16 protein-coding genes, 3 tRNA genes and 3 rRNA genes are annotated in these 20,715 nt (G+C 34.3%); 12 read left to right on the plus strand and 10 right to left on the minus strand.

Going from position 1 to position 20,715, the window contains the following annotated elements:
* Window positions 1-41: 41 nt before the first annotated feature.
* The 6 genes from P3875_RS04585 (at window position 42) to rrf (ending at window position 5,404) form a co-directional block, all read left to right on the plus strand.
* Window positions 42-116 (plus strand) — tRNA-Val (locus P3875_RS04585).
* A 195-nt stretch (window positions 117-311) separates the two neighbouring features.
* A 16S ribosomal RNA gene (locus tag P3875_RS04590) occupies window positions 312-1,829 on the plus strand.
* Between the two features lie 65 nt (window positions 1,830-1,894).
* Window positions 1,895-1,968 (plus strand) — tRNA-Ile (locus tag P3875_RS04595).
* 128 nt (window positions 1,969-2,096) lie between these two features.
* Window positions 2,097-2,170 (plus strand) — tRNA-Ala (locus P3875_RS04600).
* Window positions 2,171-2,283: 113 nt separating this feature from the next.
* Window positions 2,284-5,166 (plus strand): 23S ribosomal RNA (locus P3875_RS04605).
* Window positions 5,167-5,292: 126 nt separating this feature from the next.
* Window positions 5,293-5,404 (plus strand): 5S ribosomal RNA (gene rrf, locus P3875_RS04610).
* Together the 16S, 23S and 5S rRNA genes with 3 tRNA genes alongside form the textbook arrangement of a ribosomal RNA operon.
* A 347-nt stretch (window positions 5,405-5,751) precedes the next feature.
* Here rrf and rluF read toward each other — a convergent pair.
* From rluF to P3875_RS04630, 4 genes are read right to left on the minus strand one after another with little or no spacing between them, the layout of a single operon-like run.
* Window positions 5,752-6,606, minus strand: coding sequence for a 23S rRNA pseudouridine(2604) synthase RluF (gene rluF / locus P3875_RS04615; protein WP_303445095.1), 855 nt, complete (start codon window positions 6,604-6,606; stop codon window positions 5,752-5,754).
* 9 nt (window positions 6,607-6,615) lie between these two features.
* Window positions 6,616-7,476, minus strand: a complete 861-nt coding sequence (locus P3875_RS04620; RefSeq protein ID WP_303445096.1) for an alpha/beta fold hydrolase — start codon at window positions 7,474-7,476, stop codon at window positions 6,616-6,618.
* 31 nt (window positions 7,477-7,507) lie between these two features.
* The gene (locus P3875_RS04625; protein ID WP_303445097.1) at window positions 7,508-8,287 is read right to left on the minus strand and encodes a zinc ribbon domain-containing protein; all 780 of its coding nucleotides are present in this window, start codon (window positions 8,285-8,287) and stop codon (window positions 7,508-7,510) included.
* Between the two features lie 2 nt (window positions 8,288-8,289).
* Entirely contained in the window at window positions 8,290-9,384 is a 1,095-nt protein-coding gene (locus tag P3875_RS04630) for a Nif3-like dinuclear metal center hexameric protein (protein ID WP_303445098.1), read from the minus strand.
* Window positions 9,385-9,460: 76 nt separating this feature from the next.
* Here P3875_RS04630 and lpxK point away from each other — a divergent pair, with 76 nt between their 5' ends.
* From lpxK to P3875_RS04650, 4 genes are all read left to right on the plus strand, one after another.
* Window positions 9,461-10,459 (plus strand): tetraacyldisaccharide 4'-kinase, encoded by a 999-nt coding sequence (lpxK, locus tag P3875_RS04635; protein ID WP_303445099.1) that lies wholly within the window; start codon window positions 9,461-9,463, stop codon window positions 10,457-10,459.
* Between the two features lie 70 nt (window positions 10,460-10,529).
* On the plus strand, window positions 10,530-12,026 hold the full coding sequence (locus tag P3875_RS04640; protein WP_303445100.1) for a gliding motility-associated C-terminal domain-containing protein: 1,497 nt from the start codon (window positions 10,530-10,532) through the stop codon (window positions 12,024-12,026).
* Window positions 12,027-12,028: 2 nt separating this feature from the next.
* The gene (locus P3875_RS04645; RefSeq protein WP_303445101.1) at window positions 12,029-12,526 is read left to right on the plus strand and encodes a hypothetical protein; all 498 of its coding nucleotides are present in this window, start codon (window positions 12,029-12,031) and stop codon (window positions 12,524-12,526) included.
* A 44-nt stretch (window positions 12,527-12,570) separates the two neighbouring features.
* On the plus strand, window positions 12,571-14,631 hold the full coding sequence (locus tag P3875_RS04650; protein WP_303445102.1) for a gliding motility-associated C-terminal domain-containing protein: 2,061 nt from the start codon (window positions 12,571-12,573) through the stop codon (window positions 14,629-14,631).
* Between the two features lie 109 nt (window positions 14,632-14,740).
* On the opposite strand, the gene P3875_RS04655 is transcribed toward P3875_RS04650, so the two are convergent.
* Window positions 14,741-16,240, minus strand: coding sequence for a PspC domain-containing protein (locus P3875_RS04655; RefSeq protein WP_303445103.1), 1,500 nt, complete (start codon window positions 16,238-16,240; stop codon window positions 14,741-14,743).
* Window positions 16,233-16,571, minus strand: a complete 339-nt coding sequence (locus P3875_RS04660) for a PadR family transcriptional regulator (RefSeq protein ID WP_303445104.1) — start codon at window positions 16,569-16,571, stop codon at window positions 16,233-16,235. The genes P3875_RS04655 and P3875_RS04660 overlap by 8 nt, the downstream gene beginning before the upstream one ends.
* A gap of 259 nt (window positions 16,572-16,830) precedes the next feature.
* Between P3875_RS04660 and P3875_RS04665 the strand changes: the two genes are divergently transcribed.
* Window positions 16,831-17,283 (plus strand): DUF4442 domain-containing protein, encoded by a 453-nt coding sequence (locus P3875_RS04665; protein WP_303445106.1) that lies wholly within the window; start codon window positions 16,831-16,833, stop codon window positions 17,281-17,283.
* Between the two features lies 1 nt (window position 17,284).
* Window positions 17,285-18,196, plus strand: a complete 912-nt coding sequence (locus tag P3875_RS04670) for a TIGR01777 family oxidoreductase (protein ID WP_303445108.1) — start codon at window positions 17,285-17,287, stop codon at window positions 18,194-18,196.
* Window positions 18,197-18,232: 36 nt separating this feature from the next.
* On the opposite strand, the gene P3875_RS04675 is transcribed toward P3875_RS04670, so the two are convergent.
* The 4 genes from P3875_RS04675 to P3875_RS04690 are packed head-to-tail and all read right to left on the minus strand — an operon-like array spanning window position 18,233 to window position 20,714.
* Window positions 18,233-19,000: a superoxide dismutase gene (locus P3875_RS04675; RefSeq protein WP_303445109.1), complete on the minus strand. Its 768-nt coding sequence runs from the start codon at window positions 18,998-19,000 to the stop codon at window positions 18,233-18,235.
* 5 nt (window positions 19,001-19,005) lie between these two features.
* Complete coding sequence (locus P3875_RS04680; RefSeq protein WP_303445110.1) at window positions 19,006-19,266, minus strand: acyl-CoA-binding protein; 261 nt, start codon at window positions 19,264-19,266, stop codon at window positions 19,006-19,008.
* Window positions 19,267-19,920 (minus strand): phosphatidylserine decarboxylase family protein, encoded by a 654-nt coding sequence (locus P3875_RS04685; RefSeq protein WP_303445111.1) that lies wholly within the window; start codon window positions 19,918-19,920, stop codon window positions 19,267-19,269. It abuts the gene before it with no gap.
* The gene (locus P3875_RS04690) at window positions 19,920-20,714 is read right to left on the minus strand and encodes a phosphatidate cytidylyltransferase (RefSeq protein ID WP_303445112.1); all 795 of its coding nucleotides are present in this window, start codon (window positions 20,712-20,714) and stop codon (window positions 19,920-19,922) included. The genes P3875_RS04685 and P3875_RS04690 overlap by 1 nt, the downstream gene beginning before the upstream one ends.
* Between the last annotated feature and the right edge of the window lies 1 nt (window position 20,715).

The following is a 20,715-nucleotide window of genomic DNA, read 5'->3' on the forward strand; positions in this document are numbered from 1 at the left end:
AAAGGTTGTTATCTTTGCAATCCGTTCAAAAAACAAAATAGGGGCGATTAGCTCAGCTGGTTCAGAGCACCTCGTTTACACCGAGGGGGTCAGGGGTTCGAATCCCTTATCGCCCACAAAAAAAACTTTTTCAAAAAAAACTAAAAAAGTTTTGGTAGATTAGAAAAAGTTACTACTTTTGCAACCGCTTTAAGAAACAAAGCGACAGAAGAAGAGACAAGTTCATAGACATATTGGATTAACAGAAAAAAAAGAGTAAGAGCGTAAGAGATTACGTTTTTAAACGACACATCAAAAAATATAAAAAACATACGATGAAGAGTTTGATCCTGGCTCAGGATGAACGCTAGCGGCAGGCCTAACACATGCAAGTCGAGGGGTAGAGGAAGCTTGCTTCCTTGAGACCGGCGCACGGGTGCGTAACGCGTATGCAATCTACCTTATACTAAGGGATAGCCCAGAGAAATTTGGATTAATACCTTATAGGATATAGGAATGGCATCATTCAGATATTAAAGATTTATTGGTATAAGATGAGCATGCGTCCCATTAGTTAGTTGGTGTGGTAACGGCACACCAAGACGATGATGGGTAGGGGTCCTGAGAGGGAGATCCCCCACACTGGTACTGAGACACGGACCAGACTCCTACGGGAGGCAGCAGTGAGGAATATTGGTCAATGGACGCAAGTCTGAACCAGCCATGCCGCGTGCAGGAAGACGGTCCTATGGATTGTAAACTGCTTTTGTACAGGAAGAAACACTCCCTTGCGAGGGAACTTGACGGTACTGTAAGAATAAGGATCGGCTAACTCCGTGCCAGCAGCCGCGGTAATACGGAGGATCCAAGCGTTATCCGGAATCATTGGGTTTAAAGGGTCCGTAGGCGGCCTTATAAGTCAGCGGTGAAAGTTTTTGGCTTAACCAAAAAATTGCCATTGATACTGTAGGGCTTGAATTTTGGTGAAGTAACTAGAATATGTAGTGTAGCGGTGAAATGCTTAGATATTACATGGAATACCAATTGCGAAGGCAGGTTACTAACCAACGATTGACGCTGATGGACGAAAGCGTGGGTAGCGAACAGGATTAGATACCCTGGTAGTCCACGCCGTAAACGATGGATACTAGCTGTTTGGTTTTCGGACTGAGTGGCTAAGCGAAAGTGATAAGTATCCCACCTGGGGAGTACGGGCGCAAGCCTGAAACTCAAAGGAATTGACGGGGGCCCGCACAAGCGGTGGAGCATGTGGTTTAATTCGATGATACGCGAGGAACCTTACCAGGGCTTAAATGTAGATTGACGTATTTGGAAACAGATATTTCTTCGGACAATTTACAAGGTGCTGCATGGTTGTCGTCAGCTCGTGCCGTGAGGTGTCAGGTTAAGTCCTATAACGAGCGCAACCCCTGTTGTTAGTTGCCAGCGAGTAATGTCGGGAACTCTAGCAAGACTGCCAGTGTAAACTGTGAGGAAGGTGGGGATGACGTCAAATCATCACGGCCCTTACGTCCTGGGCCACACACGTGCTACAATGGCCGGTACAGAGAGCAGCCACCTAGCGATAGGGAGCGAATCTATAAAGCCGGTCACAGTTCGGATCGGAGTCTGCAACTCGACTCCGTGAAGCTGGAATCGCTAGTAATCGGATATCAGCCATGATCCGGTGAATACGTTCCCGGGCCTTGTACACACCGCCCGTCAAGCCATGGAAGCTGGGGGTACCTGAAGTCGGTGACCGCAAGGAGCTGCCTAGGGTAAAACTGGTAACTAGGGCTAAGTCGTAACAAGGTAGCCGTACCGGAAGGTGCGGCTGGAACACCTCCTTTCTAGAGATGGTTTAAAAATCTCTTACTCTTAACTGTTAGTTCAAAAAAAAGGTAAAAAATTACAGAGTCTCGTAGCTCAGCTGGTTAGAGTACTACACTGATAATGTAGGGGTCGGCAGTTCGAGTCTGCCCGGGACTACTTTTAATTACGAAATAGAAAATTACGAATTAAAAAGCTGTGAAAAATACCATAAAAGGAAATTTTAGAAGTTGAGTTATCAACAATCCGCTGAAAGCTAACGGCTGATAACTGAAAGCTAAAAGAATGGGGGATTAGCTCAGCTGGCTAGAGCGCCTGCCTTGCACGCAGGAGGTCATCGGTTCGACTCCGATATTCTCCACAATTCGCATCAAGCGAAAAAAGTTCATTGACATATTGAGATACATTTAAAAAGTAGAATAATATTAGAAATAATATAAAGCACATTTAATCTTTAGGGATTAAAGTAGAGCACAATAAGCAAAATAAGGGCGTATGGGGAATGCCTAGGCTCTCAGAGGCGACGAAGGACGTGATAAGCTGCGAAAAGCTGCGGGGATTGGCACATACGAATTGATCCGCAGATATCCGAATGGGGCAACCCACTATGTTGAAGACATAGTACACCGATAGGTGAGCAAACCCGCTGAACTGAAACATCTAAGTAGGCGGAGGAGAAGAAAACAAAAGTGATTGCGTAAGTAGTGGCGAGCGAACGCGCAGAAGCCCAAACCAAAGTTGTTACGGCAATTTTGGGGTTGTAGGACCACGACATTTTAAGCTAAGCGAATTAGAATCATCTGGAAAGATGAACCGTAGAGGGTGATAGTCCCGTATAGGTAAGTGAAGTATTAGATAGTGGTATCCTGAGTAGGTCGGGGCACGTGAAACCTTGATTGAAACCGGCGGGACCATCCGCCAAGGCTAAATACTCCTGAGAGACCGATAGTGAACCAGTACCGTGAGGGAAAGGTGAAAAGAACCGTGAATAACGGAGTGAAATAGAACCTGAAACCATACGCCTACAAGCGGTCGGAGCCCATTCGTTGGGTGACGGCGTGCCTTTTGCATAATGAGCCTACGAGTTACCGTTGCTGGCAAGGTTAAGTAATTAAGTTACGCAGCCGAAGCGAAAGCGAGTCTGAATAGGGCGCTATAGTCAGTAGTGGTAGACGCGAAACCGTGTGATCTACCCATGGGCAGGTTGAAGTTTGGGTAACACCAAATGGAGGACCGAACCGGTTGACGTTGAAAAGTCTTCGGATGACCTGTGGGTAGGGGTGAAAGGCCAATCAAACTCGGAAATAGCTCGTACTCCCCGAAATGCATTTAGGTGCAGCGCTGATATAGTTTATTAGAGGTAGAGCTACTGATTGGATGCGGGGGCTTCACCGCCTACCAATTCCTGACAAACTCCGAATGCTAATAAATGATTTACAGCAGTGAGGGCATGGGTGCTAAGGTCCATGTCCGAGAGGGAAAGAACCCAGACCATCAGCTAAGGTCCCCAAATGTATGCTAAGTTGAAAAAACGCGGTTTGATTGCCCCGACAGCTAGGATGTTGGCTTGGAAGCAGCCATTCATTTAAAGAGTGCGTAACAGCTCACTAGTCGAGCGATCGAGCATGGATAATAATCGGGCATAAGTATACTACCGAAGCTATGGATTTGTATGTAAATACAAGTGGTAGGGGAGCATTCTAAACTGGGTAGAAGGTGATTTGTGAGAATTGCTGGACTGTTTAGAAAAGAAAATGTAGGCATAAGTAACGATAATGCGGGCGAGAAACCCGCACACCGTAAGACCAAGGTTTCCACAGCTATGCTAATCAGCTGTGGGTTAGTCGGGACCTAAGGCACACCCGAAGGGGGACGTCGATGGCCAACGGGTTAATATTCCCGTACTTGTAATAGTTGTGATGGAGTGACGCAGTGGTGAAAGTACCGCGAACTGACGGAATAGTTCGTTAAAGCACGTACCTATAGGTTTGATAGTAAAATGCGTCGAACTTGGAGAAATGCGATAGTACACGGAGCCTTCGGGCAAAGTGATAGTGTACCTAAAGGCTGTCAAGAAAAGCTTCTAAACTTAGATTATTACAACCCGTACCGCAAACCGACACAGGTGGTCGAGGAGAGTATCCTCAGGTGCTCGAGAGATTCATGGCTAAGGAATTAGGCAAAATAGACCTGTAACTTCGGGAGAAAGGTCGCCAGCAGCAATGCTGGCCGCAGTGAAAAGGTCCAGGCGACTGTTTATCAAAAACACAGGGCTCTGCCAAATCGTAAGATGAAGTATAGGGCCTGACACCTGCCCGGTGCTGGAAGGTTAAGAGGAGATGTTATCTTCGGAGAAGCATTGAATTGAAGCCCCAGTAAACGGCGGCCGTAACTATAACGGTCCTAAGGTAGCGAAATTCCTTGTCGGGTAAGTTCCGACCTGCACGAATGGTGTAACGATCTGGACACTGTCTCAGCCATGAGCTCGGTGAAATTGTAGTATCGGTGAAGATGCCGATTACCCGCAGTGGGACGAAAAGACCCTGTGCACCTTTACTATAGCTTAGTATTGTTCTTGGATAAGTGATGTGTAGGATAGGTGGGAGACTATGAAATGGCGTCGCTAGGCGTTGTGGAGTCATTGTTGAAATACCACCCTTTGCTTATCTGAGATCTAACTCGATACATGTTGAGGACATTGCTTGGTGGGTAGTTTGACTGGGGTGGTCGCCTCCAAAAGAGTAACGGAGGCTTCTAAAGGTTCCCTCAGCACGCTTGGTAACCGTGCGTAGAGTGCAATGGCAAAAGGGAGCTTGACTGCGAGACTAACAAGTCGATCAGGTACGAAAGTAGAGCATAGTGATCCGGTGGTTCCGCATGGAAGGGCCATCGCTCAAAGGATAAAAGGTACGCCGGGGATAACAGGCTGATCTCCCCCAAGAGCTCATATCGACGGGGGGGTTTGGCACCTCGATGTCGGCTCGTCACATCCTGGGGCTGGAGAAGGTCCCAAGGGTTGGGCTGTTCGCCCATTAAAGTGGCACGCGAGCTGGGTTCAGAACGTCGTGAGACAGTTCGGTCTCTATCTACTGTGGGCGCAAGAAATTTGAGTGGATCTGATTCTAGTACGAGAGGACCGAATTGGACTAACCTCTGGTGTATCAGTTGTGCCGCCAGGTGCATCGCTGAGTAGCTACGTTGGGAAGGGATAAGCGCTGAAAGCATATAAGCGCGAAACCCACCACAAGATGAGATTTCTTTAAAGGGTCGTTGAAGATGACAACGTTGATAGGCTACAGATGTAAAGGCAGTAATGTCATAGTCAAGTAGTACTAATAGCCCGTAAGCTTATGTGCTCTAGGAATTGCTTTATAAAAATAATATTGAGAATTTAGTATTAAGACTAAACTTGAAATAATCTACAAAAAGTATCGAAAATATGTTAACAAAATAGTTTGTTACAAGTGTAATAAACCAAAAGCTTAAGGTGGTTATAGCATCGGGGCTCACCTCTTCCCATTCCGAACAGAGAAGTTAAGCCCGATAGCGCAGATGGTACTGCATTTTAATGTGGGAGAGTATGTCGCCGCCTTTTTTTAGTAAAACCCCAATCTGAAAAGATTGGGGTTTTCTTTTTTTATAGGTGCGGCGTGTCCCTTTGGTCAAGTCGTCGCCTTTTTTTAAATCCTCATCAGTAATGATGAGGATTTTTTGTTTTACCACAGATTGCACTAATTACCACTGATTTTTTTACAATCTATTGAATACAATCAACAATCTGCAATAGGGATGGAGCGTTTGTTGGAGCTATTTGTTTTTGCTAAAAAACAAAAGCGACTCGCGAGAGCCCGACCCGCAACGTAGTGGAGGGGATTGCCCAAATGTAAAACACTTAACTTAGGATAAAAAAATCCAACCGAAATGGGCTGGATTAAAGTATGATTAATTGTTTCTATTTCTACGCTCGTTGCGCAAAGGGCGTTGTTCAGGGAATTTCTTTTTAAATTCTTTTCTAGTTTTACTTGGTTCTTGATTTTTATGTTCAGAAGTTTTAGCTATTTTAGGCAAGCTTCCTTCTTCGGTTTTAATACTTTCACTAATCAAGCGGTTTAATTCATTCATTTCGGATTGCGAAATTTCACGATATTTACCAGTTGGTACATCTAACGAAATATTCATAATGCGGATTCGCTTTAAGGCAATTACTTCGTAATCAAAATACTCACACATACGACGTATTTGTCTGTTTAAACCTTGTGTTAAAAAGATTCTAAAAGTGGTACTGCTTATTTTTTCTACTTTACATTCTTTAGTAATAGAATCTAAAATAGGTACACCCGCACTCATTCTTTCAATGAAACGGTCGGTAATGGTTTTGTTAACGGTAACAATATATTCTTTTTCGTGATTGTTACGTGCACGAAGTATTTTGTTAACAATATCACCGTCGTTTGTCATAATTATTAATCCTTCAGAGTCTTTATCGAGCCTTCCAACAGGAAAAATTCTTTCGTGATAGTTTACAAAATCTACGATATTGCCTTTTACAGTTTGATTAGTTGTGCACTCTATTCCTACCGGTTTGTTAAGTGCTAAATATATTTTTGGATCTTCTTTTGAAGTGATTAATTTACCGTTTACATGAATAATATCGGTAGGGGTAACTTTGGTGCCTAATTCTGGAATTTTACCATTAATAGTAATTCTGCCTTGTTCTAATAATTTATCGGCTTCTCTACGCGAGCAATAACCTACTTCTGATAAAAATTTATTTATTCTTTTTCCTTCTTGTTCCATTTTGCAAAATTACGATTTAAAGCAGTTGTTTTCTAAAAAATGTATAATTTGTTGGTTAACGATTTCGTCATACAAACTATGTCCTAAGTTTTCTGTTGTGTAAAGGGGAATATAATTATGTTTAGATATAATTTCAACAGCATCGGAATATGGAACCACAGTATCTGTTTTATCGTGTATAATTCCTAATGGTATTTTTATTGAATCGATAAATGAGCTGCTATTAAAATTTTCTGGTTTCATAGAAAAACGTTTTGAAAATTCGTTTAGAAAACCTTGGTACGATTTGTTACTTAGTGATATAAGTTGCTTGTAATTTTCGGTGATACGTAAAAAGCGATTGGGAGCACCTAAAGATATTGCTTTTTTAATAAAGTTAGGTTGGTAGGTTGCTAGGTAGTACAGCATTGTCATTCCGCCTAAACTGTGACCTATTATAAATTGTGGTTTAAAATGATTGCAAACCTCGTTTACAAATTTGCTGTACAATACGGCATTTAATTCTTTACCACTGCTTAAACCTTGGCCAGGTGCATCGAGTGCAATTACGCGGTAGTCTAATTTTTTTAGATATTGAATTACCCCTTGCCATCTGTTAGCATTGCTTTCCCATCCATGTACAAGTAAAATGGTTTCTTTTGTACCGTACCATTCGTATGTTTGAATATGGTATTGATTAAAGTTGAGCTTTTGCATTGCGCTTGAACTTAAAAAAGTGGGTAACGATTTTAAAACGCCATCACGAGGTACAGAAAATAAGGTATATGCAGTATTTGCCGCAAATTTTGCGTTTAAATAGTGCAAGGAGTTAATGTATAACCCAAAACCTTTTGTAAGTAATTTATATTTTATGTTTTTCCAAAACGTCATAAAAAAAGCCTCTTTTAATAGAGGCTTAAATTTATTTTAAATTTTTGATAATTGTATCAATTTTTTCTCTTTCTTCAGCAGCTAAAGCAGCATCAACTAAAATTCTACCACTGTGCTCGTCTGTCATAATTTTTTTACGAGCAGCAATTTCAACTTGAACTTGCGGTGGAATGGTAAAGAATGAACCAGCAGAAGCGCCACGTTCAATTGAAACAACAGCTAAACGGTTTTTAACACTGTTTCGTATTCTTCTATAAGCATTTAGTAAACGGTCTTCAATTGCAGATGCAAATTCTTCAGATTTTTCAGTTAATGCAATTTCTTCACGTTCAGTTTCAACTAAAATACCATTTAATTCATTTTCTTTATGATGTAAATGTACTTTTTTAAGCTCTAACTTTTCAGAAGTTTGTTCAATAACATTCGTTTTGTATTCAATTGAAGCTTTAAATTCTTTAATATGTTTTTCAGCTAATTCAATTTCTAACGTTTGAAATTCAATTTCTTTAGTTAAAGAGTTGAATTCTCGGTTGTTACGAACGTCTTTTTGTTGTTCTGTGTATTTTTTAATTGCAGCTTTATGCGTTTCAATATCGTTTTTCTTAGCTTTAATCTGTCCTTCAATTGATTCAACTTCGTTTGTAAGTTTTTCCAAACGTATAGTAAGTCCGGCAACTTCATCTTTTAAATCTTCTACTTCAAGGGGTAATTCACCTCTCATGTTTTGAATTTCGTCTATTCTTGAATCAATCAATTGTAAGTCGTATAACGCTCTTAATTTTTCTTCAACAGTTTCTGCTTTCTTTGCCATATTTATAGGTAGTTAACCGGATTTGTTTTAATGCTTGATAAAATAATTGCAAAGTTAGGAATTTTTTTCAATAGATAATCAAAAATATAATTTTTTACATACATTTCACTTTCAAAATGACCAACATCGACTAATAAAATTTGATTTTCGGCTTGAAAAAAATCGTGATATTTTAAATCGGCGGTTATTAATACATCGGCTTGTTGTGCTTTTGCTGCCGAAATTGCAAAACTTCCTGAGCCACCTAGAACGGCTACTTTTTTTATTTTTTTATTTAGAAAATTTGAATGACGTATACCACCTGTTTGTAATTTATTTTTAGCAAAAATTAAAAAATCTTTTTCATTAGTTTCGGTATCTAAATCGCCAATCATTCCTAAACCAATATTTTGATGATTGTTTTCAAGTTTTGTTATTTCATAAGCAACTTCTTCATACGGATGACTTTCAAACAATGCTTTTAAAATATTGTTTTGTAGGTGTTTTTCAAAAGTAACTTCAAGTTTTGTTTCTTCAACTTCGGTGAATACATTTTTATTTCCTATAACTGGATTACTATCTTGATTGCCTGTAAACGATCCAACGCCTGCTGATGTAAAACTACAGTCAAAATAATTGCCAATTGCACCTGCACCCGCATTAAATAAAGCTTTTTGTACGTTCGTTAGATTGTTTTTAGGTACAAAAGTGGTTAGTTTATATATAAAATGTTGTTTGGGAATTAATATTTTAGTGTTAGTTACCCCTAAAGCATTGCACAAAATTTTGTTAACTCCCAATTTATGATTGTCTAAACCTGTATGAACTGCATAAATTGCAATGTCATTTTTAATAGCTTTAATAACTGCGCGTTCTACATAATTTTTACCAGTTATTTTTTTTATACCTGAAAATAAAATAGGGTGAAAACACACAATTACATTACAGTTTTTTTCAACAGCTTCGTTAACAACTGTTTCTAAAGCATCATGACAAATTAAAATTCCTGTAATTTCAGAGTTTTTATCGCCAACAAGTAATCCAACGTTGTCAAAATCTTCGGCAAAAGCCGTTGGTGCCATTTCTTCTAAAATAGGGATAAGTTGATGTACTTTCACAATTTAATTTTTAATTGTATCAAAGATAAAAATAATCGTTAATTTCGTTTACCATTTTAAACCAAAGTTTTTGTAAATGAAAGACCTCCGCAAAATATTATTACCGTTATCGTTGATTTATGCAGCTATAACAAGCTTGCGTAATTTTTTTTACGATAAAGGAATTAAAAAATCAACAGCTTTTAATTTACCTGTTATTGCTGTGGGAAACTTGTCGGTGGGCGGAACGGGTAAAACACCAATGGTTGAATATTTGGTGCGATTGCTATCTGCTGAAAGAAAATTAGTTGTTTTAAGTCGTGGTTATAAACGTAAAAGTAAAGGGTTTTATTTGGCTAAGGATACTACTACAATTGAAGAAATTGGAGATGAACCTTTTCAATATCATTCTAAATTTAAAAATATTAATGTAGCTGTGAATGCTGATAGGGTTGAAGGTGTAACTAAAATTTTAGAGTATTTGCCTAATACTGAAACTATTTTGTTAGATGATGCTTTTCAGCACCGAAAAATAAAAGCAGGTTTTTACATTATGCTTACCGCTTACAATGATTTGTTTTATAACGATTTGGTTTTGCCTGCGGGTAATTTGCGCGAATGTAAATCAGGGGTAAAAAGAGCCAATGTAGTAGTGGTTACTAAATGTCCTAAAAATTTGTCAGAGCAAGAAATGCTTCAAATAAAAAAGAAAATAACTATTGCTAATGATCGTATTTTCTTTTCTACAATTAATTACCATCATTCGGTTACAAATAATGATGAAGAAATTTTAATAAGCAATTTAAAAAATGATTTTATAGCCGTAGCTGGTATTGCAAAACCCGAATATTTTTATGCGTATTTAAATTGTAATAAAATGGATTGTTTAACTTTTCCTGATCACCATTTTTTTACTGAACAAGATTTAAAAAATATCATTAAAAAAGCAAACGGTCGTAAAATTATTACAACCGAAAAAGATTATATGCGTTTGCAAAATCATCTGCCTAAAAATCAATTGTATTATTTACCAATTGAAATGCTCTTTTTAAAAGAAGAACAATGGTTTAATGAAATTTTTAAAAAAATGGTCTAATTTTTTTTAAAATGTTGCTAAATAATGTCTTTTTAATAATTTTGCCAAATATTTAAATCAACCAAAAAAAATGTTTAAAAATTTACTTTTAGTTGTAACTTTATTCGTTACTCAATTTGTGTTTTCACAAAAAATTTCTTTGTACAAGCAGTTTTACGGTAGTTATGATTATACAATGCTTGGTAATACCCTTAATGTTCAAGCAAACGGTAATGCTAATTTGTGCGATATTTTAACTTCATCATCTGCAACTTTAAATATTCCAGGTACAAAAGAAATTGCTGCAGCCTATTTGTATTGGTCTGGGGTTGGTAATCCTAAAGAAGCCGATTTAAATGTTAAGTTAAACAACATTGAGGTACAAGCAGAACGCACTAACTTTTTAGCTTTTAGTACTGATGAAAAATATGCGTACTTTTCTGCTTTTGCCGATGTAACAAATATTGTTAAACAATTTGGTGAAACCGATTATGATTTAAGCGATTTAGATTTAAGAAAGCACATAGCTAAATACTGTGGAGGAAATTACGTAGGTTGGTCTATTACTGTAGTTTACAAAGATGAAAATATTGAAAATAATTTGGTTGCTGTTTACGATGGATTTGAAAATTTAGGAGGCAATAATCCTAATATTAATATTGTATTAGACGGATTTAGAATTACCAATGCAGCAAATTCAAAAATATCGTTCTTAGCTTGGGAAGGTGATGCTACTTTAGCATCGGGCGAAGAGTTACGGATTAATAACTTAATAGTATCAAACGCCTTAAATCCTGCAAATAATGCTTTTAATTGTACTAATACGTATTCAAATTCTACTGAAATGTGGAATATGGATTTGGATCAATACGATTTAAGTTCATTTGTAAAAGTAGACGATACCGTTTTAGATATTAAAGTAACAACAGCTGCCGATGTTGTGCTTTTTAATACTATTGTGCTATCGGTTTACAGTGTTTTTCCCGACGCAACCATAAAAGCAAATAATTTTAAAAACTACTGCCATACACGAACAGTTGATATAGATTATACAGTTGGTAATTACAAAGGAAATCATCCTTTAAAAGCTCAAACGCCTATTGCATTTTATATTAACGATGAATTGGTAGGTCGTGATCAAACTACACAAGAAATAACAGAGGGCAATGATGCTATCTTCTCAACAACATTAAATATTCCTGAAAAATTTGGATACCGTTTTGATTTAGAAATTAGGGTAGACGATACAGGAAATAAAAAGGGTATAGTTTACGAAATTGATGAAGAGAATAATAACACCAAATTACACGTAAATTTAACAAAAGATTGCCCTATTCAAAAAGGTGTTTCTGCTAATTTTGATGGAAGCAACGATGGATTTGATTTAAGTATATATGCACCAGATTATCTTAAAATTTATAACAGATACGGGAAAGAAGTTTACAAACATGGTAAAGGATATACCTACCAATGGGTAGGGCAAGATAACAACGGTAAAGATTTGCCAACAGGCACTTATTATTACGTTTTTAGCACTCCTTTTGAAACTATAACCGGATATATTTATTTAATTAAAGAAGTAAAATAGGTATGAAGCAAATAATGTTTTTACTATCAGTTTTATTGTTAATAGGATGTAGTAACGAAATTGAAGATACTTTAAATAAGTATAAAAATATGCCTAAATCATCAGAATTAATGGGGTTTTGGCAATTAAAAGGAGTTTACCCTGTTAATGAATTTGCTGATAATAGCAATATAGGTATTTCGCAAGGAAACGTTGGTTTGGCACCAAACGATATTTTGTATTTAGATACAGTTCACTTAAAGTTTTTGAATAAAACAACCGATGACGATTCGTTTTTTTACAATAAATCAGATCAACATTATTGGTTTAATGAAAATCAGTTTATAAAATCGGTTCTTGAATCAAGCTATAAAACTAAAAATTATCAAAATATTTTAGAATATCAAATTCCTTATAAATTAGTGCCAACAAAAGATACTTTAGTCGTTCAAAACCAAGGAAAAGTAATGTACCTTGTAAAAACAGATAATGTAAAAGTTATAGAGTATCCACTTAACTAAACGTTTGTATTATTTTTTTTGTATTTTTATCCAAACAATTAATAATGATAAAAATACTACAATTTTTACTAATTATTTTTGGTTTACAAGGTTTTGGGCAGCCTATTAAAATTTTTAAACAATTTACAGGTCCTTATGATTTTTTAATGATAGGGAATACCATGAACAGTTTACCAAATGGTACTAACAATTCATGTACGGTTTTAACCCAATCTAACGCAAAATTAACGTTACAACCTAATCAAAAAATAATTGCAGCTTACTTATACTGGTCTGGTTCGGGCGGTTTATCACAAGCCGATTTACAAGTGCAGTTAAACGGCAACGAAATTAAAGCCGAACGTACTTTTACAGCAATTGGGCCAAGTGATTTACCTTTTTTTGGCGCGTTTGCTAATGTTACAAATCTTGTAAAAGCTACAGGTTCTGCTATTTATACATTAAGTAATTTTGATTTAACAAATGTAATTGCACCGTATTGTACAAGCGGCAGTAATTATGCAGGTTGGTCTATTTTTCTTGTATATGAAGATGCTCAACTTTTAAACAGAGTAGTAAGTATTTACGATGGTTTTCAGCTTGTTGATAATACCGGAGCAAATGTTTTAATTACTTTAAACGGACTAAATGTTACTAATGTTACTAATGCTAAAGTTGGTTTTTTAGCATGGGAAGGCGATGAAGATTTAGCTGTTGCCGAAGAATTAAAAATCAACAATAAAATTATAAGTAATGCACCTTTAAACCCTTTAAATAATGCGTTTAACGGAACTAACAGTTTCACTGGTTTGGCAGATTTGTGGAACATGGATTTAGATTATTATAATGTTGGAAATTTTTTAGAACTTGGCGATACCGAAATTTCTGTTCAAATAAAAACCCAACAAGATTTAGTAATTATTAACAATATTGCTGTTGCCTTAAATAGTTTGTTTGCCGATGCAAGTATGACTATTGACGATGTTGAAGTGATGTGCGATAGCCGAATTATTAAAGTTAATTACTCTGTTTTTAATGATAAAGGTAATACACGCCTTTTACCAAGTGTACCTATTGCTTTTTATGCCGATAAAATATTGTTGGGAACAACATCTACCAAAGCAAGTCTACAGCCTAAAGAAACGCAAAAAGGATTTGTAATGCTTACAATACCAGAAAATATACCTAATGATTTTGTTTTAACAGCTGTTATAGATGACAACGGAACAGGTATGGGAAATCTTATTGAAATAAACGAAAATAATAATATTGCAACCAAAAAAACAAAGTTAATTATAACGCCAAAATTGAATAAAGTAAACGATTTAGTTTTATGCGATACAAACAATAATGGTTTTGTTGTTTTTGATTTACTAAAAATAAGCAAAGAAATTTGTAATGAAACAAATGTTTTAATTACGTTTCACGAATCTAAAAAAGACGCATTAATCGGCACAAATGCAATTGTAGAAATAAATAAATATCAAGTAAACACATTCACAGAAAATGTTATTTGGGTACGAGCTGTAAATAAGTTAAATGGTTGTACAAGTTTTACTTCTTTTAAACTAACTGCACAAATCAAACCTTTTGGTACATTAAATGAGCTTTTAAATATTTGTAATTACCAAAATAATCCCAAAGCTGTAAATTTAAATCTGGTTACTGTTTTGTTAGGTAAATTGTATGATTATACACACCAAGTGCAATTAAAATTTTATGAAACCGAGTTTAATGCCACTGAAAATTTAAACGAAATTAAAAATACCGTTAATTACCAACCACCTACTTTTCCATTTACTATTTGGGTTAGGGTTTTAGGGAATGATAAATTAGCAAATAATATTATACATTTTCAAGTAAATAATTGTGTTATTCCGCAAGAATTAAAACTAAACGAAAGTGGTTTGTACGATAACTTAAATTTGGATATTTTTAAAATAAACGAACTTAAAATTTACAATAAACACGGCAATTTAATTTATGAACACGGAAATGGTTATACCAATCAATGGAACGGTCAAGATAAAGACAACAAACCATTGCCGCAAGGTACATATTTTTACATTTTTAGAAATGTTTTTGATACTTTTTCAGGTAAAATACAATTGATTGATAAAAAATGAACGCCTTCATAAAGAAGGCGTTCATTTTTTTAAAACAAGCTTTTTATAAGATCAATAATTGTTTGACCGATTAATAATATTAAATAAAACATAAGCCCTAAGTTTTAGTTTATAATTGATTTGTGTTTTCTAATTCACCGTTATTGTTGAATTTGTAATAATTTTTACCGTTTTCAACGTTTAAATTCCAAAAGTACTCTTTATCATTTCCGTTAATTTTAACTGTTTTGTCTGGTGTAATGTGTACTTTAATGCGCACTTTAGAGTCTTCAGTAAAATCGTTTAACGTAATTAAAATTGTTTTTGAAAGTACTAAGGTATCACTTTTTATTGAATAATTGTAATTTAAAGTATTACTATTTTTATTTGTTTCTATATCGATATTAAATTTACCTAATTTTTTAATATTCAGTAAATTATTGTTAAAAAAGTTTTCTTCAATTTCAATATAGGATTTACCTGTGTTCGATTCAAGTATATCAACATCAATATCGTTTACTTCGCTGTATTTATTGCCCAATTCAATGGTATCGTTTATAGAATAAATGCGTTGGTCTTTTTCAAAAAAGATATTCAAAGTATCATTTTCTTTTAATACCAATTCGGTTTTTGATAGTTTCGTTTCAAAATTATCATCTAATAAATCTTTAATTTTATCATCTTCAATTTCTATATTAATCATAACAAAAGCAAAAATAAATGTTGCAATTAACCATATAAAGCCAAGAATAGCCGAAACCCAACCTATGTGTTTTAATTTGCTATTTAATAATTTTATACCTACCAATAAAAGTATAATAAACGGTACAGCACACATTAAAAACAAACTTAAACCTATGGCCCAAAAGGGTATTCCAATAACGTTTTCGTTATAATTAACAAATTCGTTTGCAAAATTCATGGGTTTTGAATAAAAAATAACGGGTATAAAAAAACTTCCAAACAAAGCTGTTGAACTAAAAATAACAAAACAAACGCCTATTATTTTTTTTATGGTATCGGCTGCTGTATTACCTGTAGATTTTATTTTTTGATACGATGTTGAAACACCTTCGCGAAACTGTTTTTCAATGTTTGAAATGTTTACAGGTTCGCCTTTCATTTCTAAAAAATCGGCAACAGTAACAGCTTTTGGAATAATTATCCACAAAATAAAATAAACCAAAATACTTACACCATATAAAAAGAATAGCAATACAAATATTATGCGCATCCAAACAGGGTCAATGTTAAAATAATGAGCCAAGCCCGAACAAACACCACCTAAAATACGTTTTTCGCTATCGCGATACATTTTTTTATAACCCTTTGTATTTGTTGTAAATTGTATATTGTTTTGCGGTTCGTCTTCAATAATATAATCTTCGGGTTTACCCATAATATCAATTATTTCATCAACGTTGTTCATACGAATTACGCCTGTTTGCGGATCAATACGTTGCGAAAAAAGTTCGGCTATACGTGCTTCAATATCCGAAATAATTTCGTCTTCGCTTTCTTTTTGTATTGAATTTCGTACAGCATTAATGTACGAATCTAACTTGTTAAATGCATCTTCATCAATATGAAAAACAAGTCCTGCTATATTTATTGTAACTGTTTTATTCATGGCTGTGTTTGTTTGTAATTATATTAACGGCTTCGCTTAATTCTTTCCAGGTAACTTGTAATTCATTTAAAAATAAATTGCCTTGCTCGGTTAGCCTGTAATATTTTCTGGGTGGTCCAGATGTTGATTCTTCCCAACGATAACTTAGTAATTCGTCGTTTTTTAGGCGGGTTAGTAAAGGGTAAACAGTTCCCTCTACCACTAATAATTTTGCGGTTTTAAGTTGATCTAAAATTTCTGATGTATAACAATCTTTTTCTTTTAGAACAGATAAAATGCAAAATTCTAGAATTCCTTTCCGCATTTGCGCTTTTGTGTTTTCAATATTCATAGAACTTATATTTTAGTTGCAATTAAACAGATGTATCGTTTTGTAAGTATTAAGTAAACAATTCAAATTAATTTATGCATATTAAGTGTTTTTTGATACATCTGAAAATTGCTGTGTTGTATTTTTGATATAACAAAGATATATACAAAAGCATGTACTTTGTATTGCATAGTACTTAAAATTAACTTTTATTTAACAATTGGTTTTTCCGTTATTGGATTAGTTTTTTTTGTAAATTAGCGTAAAAGCTAGATGAATTATGGAATTTAATACCAAAAATTTAAACCTGTATTTACTTAAAAATTTGCCTTCGGCTTATTTTTCAGGCGTAAGAGTATCGTCAATATCTACCGCAAGTTGCGAAGTAAAAGTTAAACACAAATGGTTTAATCAAAATCCGTTTAAATCAATGTATTTTGCTGTTCAAAACATGGGTGCCGAACTTACAACCGGCGTTTTAGTTATGAAAGCTATTAAAGATAGTAAGCAAAAATTTTCAATGTTAGTGCTAAATCAAAAATCTAACTTTACAAAAAAGGCAACAGGTTTAATTACTTTTAAATGTGTAGAAGGCTTAATGATTCAAGAAAAAATTCAAATGGCTTTAAACACAAAAGAAGGGGTTGCATTTTGGGTGCGATCTGAAGGTTTTGATGAAACTGGAGATAAAGTAGGGACGTATGATTTTGAATGGACTATAAAAGCAAAATAAAATGAAAGTTTTAATTACAGGTGCTACCGGATTTATTGGCAGTGCATTAACTGCTTTTTTGTTACAAAATAATTGTACGGTTCATTATGTAACTACTTCAAAACAAAAAATAAACAATACAAATAAAAACTATCAAGGATTTTTATGGAATCCTGAAAAAAACACAATTGATAATAATTGTTTAATTGGGGTAGATGTAATTGTAAATTTAGCCGGACATTCCATTAATTGTAAATGGAACGCATACAATAAAAACCAAATTTTACAAAGTAGATTATCTAGTTCTAACACCTTGTTTAAAGCTTTAAAAGAGACAAATCATCAGGTTAATTATATAATAAACGCATCGGCAATTGGTATTTATAAAAGCAGTGAAGATTTTATTTTTACAGAAGAATCCCAAGATTTTGGTAACGATTTTTTAGCAATGGTTTGTAAACAATGGGAACAAGCTAATAAAAATTTTGAAACATTAGGTATAGCTAATGCATTTGTACGTTTTGGATTGATATTATCTAAAAAGCATGGTGTTTTAAACGAATTAGATAAAGTAGTTTCCAAAGGGATAGGTGCTAATTTAGGAAACGGCAAACAATGGATGTCATGGGTACATTATCACGATGTTGTTCAAATTCTATACAAATTAATTACTACGCAAAAGCCAGGTGTTTTTAATGTTGTTGCTCCAAATGCAGTTCAACAAAATGATTTTTTAAAAACCTTAGCTAATCAATTAAATAAACCATTTTGGTTGCCTAATATTCCAAATTTTTTGGTAAAAATTTTAATGGGTGAAAAAGCTGCCTTGGTGTTAAGTAGTCAACATGTAAAACCTGAAAATATAATAAAATTAGGTTATACTTTTAAGTATGTAAGTTTACAAGACGCCTTAAAAAATTTATATAGCTTATAAAAAAATCGCAGTTTAAATTTTAAACTGCGATTTTTTTTATTGTTGCATTAAAGACATTCTGTATTCTACTTTACTCCAGTCAATTAATTGCCAAAAGTTTTCAATATATTTTGCTCGGTCGTTTTTATATTTTAAATAATATGCATGTTCCCAAACATCTAAATTCATTAATGGATATCCTTTAATTTCAGCATTAGGCATTAAAGGGTTGTCTTGATTTATGGTTGTAGTTATTTTTAAAGTACCATCGTTTTGATATACTAACCAAACCCAACCCGAACCAAATAATCCTTTAGCAGCATCGGTAAATTGCGTTTTAAAAGCATCAAAGCTACCAAAGTCTTTAACAATTAATTCTTCAATTTTACCAGTAGGTTTGCCTCCTGCTTTTGGAGCTAAAATTTCCCAAAAAATATTGTGGTTATAGTAGCCACCTGCATTGTTTCTTAAAGCAGAATTTTTTAAATCTAAGTCACGTAAAATTTCTTCAATAGACATAGTTTCTAAAGGAGTACCTTTTACAGCATCGTTTAATTTATTGCAATAACCTAGATGATGTTTGCTGTAGTGAGTTTCTACCGTTTGTGCATCCATATACGGATCCAAGTCGTTATAACCATAATTTAGTCCTTTCATTTGAAAAGCACCTTGGTTTGCAACAACACTTTTTGGATCACCTACAGATGCTTTTGTTTCAGTAGCATTTGCACTTGGTACATCAACTTCTATTAGTTCTTCTTTGTCTTTACATCCAATTAAAAAAAGTGATAAAACACTTGTAAGTACTAAAATATTTTTTTTCATACGAGTTATAGTTTTAAAGAATTAACAAGTTCTATATATAATTTTTTAGCTTGATCTTGAGTTAAATGCGAAACTTGTGTCCATGCATTAAATTTAAAACCGCGAACTAAATCCATATCCTGATGAACAAAACTATGTGAATAATCTAAAGTAGCTTGTTTAAAATAGGCATATAAGCGCAACCTAATATCAGGCGCTAATAGAACCTTTGTATTTGAAGCTTTTTCATAAGCTTGTGTAAACAAAAAATCTAGGTTATTATTCATTTATTTGTTTGCTATAACGGTTTTATTACCACGTGCTTTTTGATTTAACACCACATTTACATTAGTACCTAACGGTAGGTATAAATCTACACGAGAACCAAATTTAATAAATCCAGCGTCGTTTCCTTGGTACACTTTTTCGCCAACTTTTGCGTAATTCACAATTCGTTTAGCTAAAGCGCCCGCAATTTGTCTATACATTACTTCGCCATAAACAGGGTTTTCTATTACCACTGTTGTGCGTTCGTTTTCTTCGCTAGCTTTTGGATGCCACGCTACTAAGTATTTACCTGGATGATATTTACTGTATTTTACAATACCATTTAATGCGTAACGGGTAACGTGTACGTTAATTGGCGACATAAAAATTGACACCATTAAGCGTTTGTCTTTAAAATATTCTGGTTCAAAAACTTCTTCAATAACCACAACTTTTCCATCTACCGGAGCTAATATTAAATGATCAGATATGTTTTGGATGGATCTGTTTGGATTTCTAAAAAATTGTAAAACAACTACTAACAAAAGTAGCGTAATTATTTGTATGGTTTTTATAATCCAAGGTGTTGAAATTAAGTATTCAACCCCAATTATAACAATTACAGCAATTAAAAGTGAAAATAAAATTATTTTAGCGCCTTCTTTATGAAACATTACATTACAATTTTATAAATTAAAAATAAAAACGGTGCAGCAAACAAAATGCTGTCTAACCTATCTAAAATACCACCATGACCAGGCATTATAGCACCACTGTCTTTAACACCAGCTAAGCGTTTGTATTTAGATTCTACTAAATCGCCTATCGTACCAATAAAACTTATCACTAAACCAATTAGTAACCAAAATGTTAACGATAAATCTAACTTTGTATAAATAAATAATAGGTAAGCAGCAAGTTGTGTAAAAAGTAAACCGCCTATAAAACCTTCTATTGTTTTTTTTGGCGATATTTTTTCGTATAATTTGTGTTTACCTAATAATTTACCACAAATATAAGCAAAAGTGTCATTACACCATATCATTATAAAGATACTTAACAGTAAAACGGGTGTGTATTGGCCTAAAAAATAGGGTAGTTGGGTGATAATAATAAAGGGTAATATTACATAACCTGATAAGTGTAATAGTTTTTGTAAAGTATTGTTTTTTATAAAGTTAGTGTTTGTAAACAAACCGTAAAGTAAATAAATACTAAATGGTAAAACAATTAAAAAAGCGTTGTTATAGGCTGTATTGTTTAAAAAAATATAAGAAATTGCCCAAAAAGCAGCGCAAACGTAACCTAAAACTAAATTAATTTTAAAAAGCTTGCAAAATTCATATACCCCAATAACGTAAAAAAATAAAAATAATGCAATAAATGTGTTTTTAGAATAAAGTAAGGCACTTACCAATACTATAATGTATAATATACCCGAAATACTGCGTTTTACAACCTCACTCATC

This window comes from Myroides sp. JBRI-B21084, assembly GCF_030545015.1.
Taxonomy (GTDB): Bacteria; Bacteroidota; Bacteroidia; order Flavobacteriales; family Flavobacteriaceae; genus Flavobacterium.

Coding starts and splice junctions, on each gene's coding strand:
- rluF (WP_303445095.1), bottom strand. CDS start 6,606: ATGGAACAAGAAGGAAAAAGAATAAATAAATTTTTATCAGAAGTAGGT.
- P3875_RS04620 (WP_303445096.1), bottom strand. CDS start 7,476: ATGACGTTTTGGAAAAACATAAAATATAAATTACTTACAAAAGGTTTT.
- P3875_RS04625 (WP_303445097.1), bottom strand. CDS start 8,287: ATGGCAAAGAAAGCAGAAACTGTTGAAGAAAAATTAAGAGCGTTATAC.
- lpxK (WP_303445099.1), top strand. CDS start 9,461: ATGAAAGACCTCCGCAAAATATTATTACCGTTATCGTTGATTTATGCA.
- P3875_RS04640 (WP_303445100.1), top strand. CDS start 10,530: ATGTTTAAAAATTTACTTTTAGTTGTAACTTTATTCGTTACTCAATTT.
- P3875_RS04645 (WP_303445101.1), top strand. CDS start 12,029: ATGAAGCAAATAATGTTTTTACTATCAGTTTTATTGTTAATAGGATGT.
- P3875_RS04650 (WP_303445102.1), top strand. CDS start 12,571: ATGATAAAAATACTACAATTTTTACTAATTATTTTTGGTTTACAAGGT.
- P3875_RS04655 (WP_303445103.1), bottom strand. CDS start 16,240: ATGAATAAAACAGTTACAATAAATATAGCAGGACTTGTTTTTCATATT.
- P3875_RS04660 (WP_303445104.1), bottom strand. CDS start 16,571: ATGAATATTGAAAACACAAAAGCGCAAATGCGGAAAGGAATTCTAGAA.
- P3875_RS04665 (WP_303445106.1), top strand. CDS start 16,831: ATGGAATTTAATACCAAAAATTTAAACCTGTATTTACTTAAAAATTTG.
- P3875_RS04670 (WP_303445108.1), top strand. CDS start 17,285: ATGAAAGTTTTAATTACAGGTGCTACCGGATTTATTGGCAGTGCATTA.
- P3875_RS04675 (WP_303445109.1), bottom strand. CDS start 19,000: ATGAAAAAAAATATTTTAGTACTTACAAGTGTTTTATCACTTTTTTTA.
- P3875_RS04680 (WP_303445110.1), bottom strand. CDS start 19,266: ATGAATAATAACCTAGATTTTTTGTTTACACAAGCTTATGAAAAAGCT.
- P3875_RS04685 (WP_303445111.1), bottom strand. CDS start 19,920: ATGTTTCATAAAGAAGGCGCTAAAATAATTTTATTTTCACTTTTAATT.
- P3875_RS04690 (WP_303445112.1), bottom strand. CDS start 20,714: ATGAGTGAGGTTGTAAAACGCAGTATTTCGGGTATATTATACATTATA.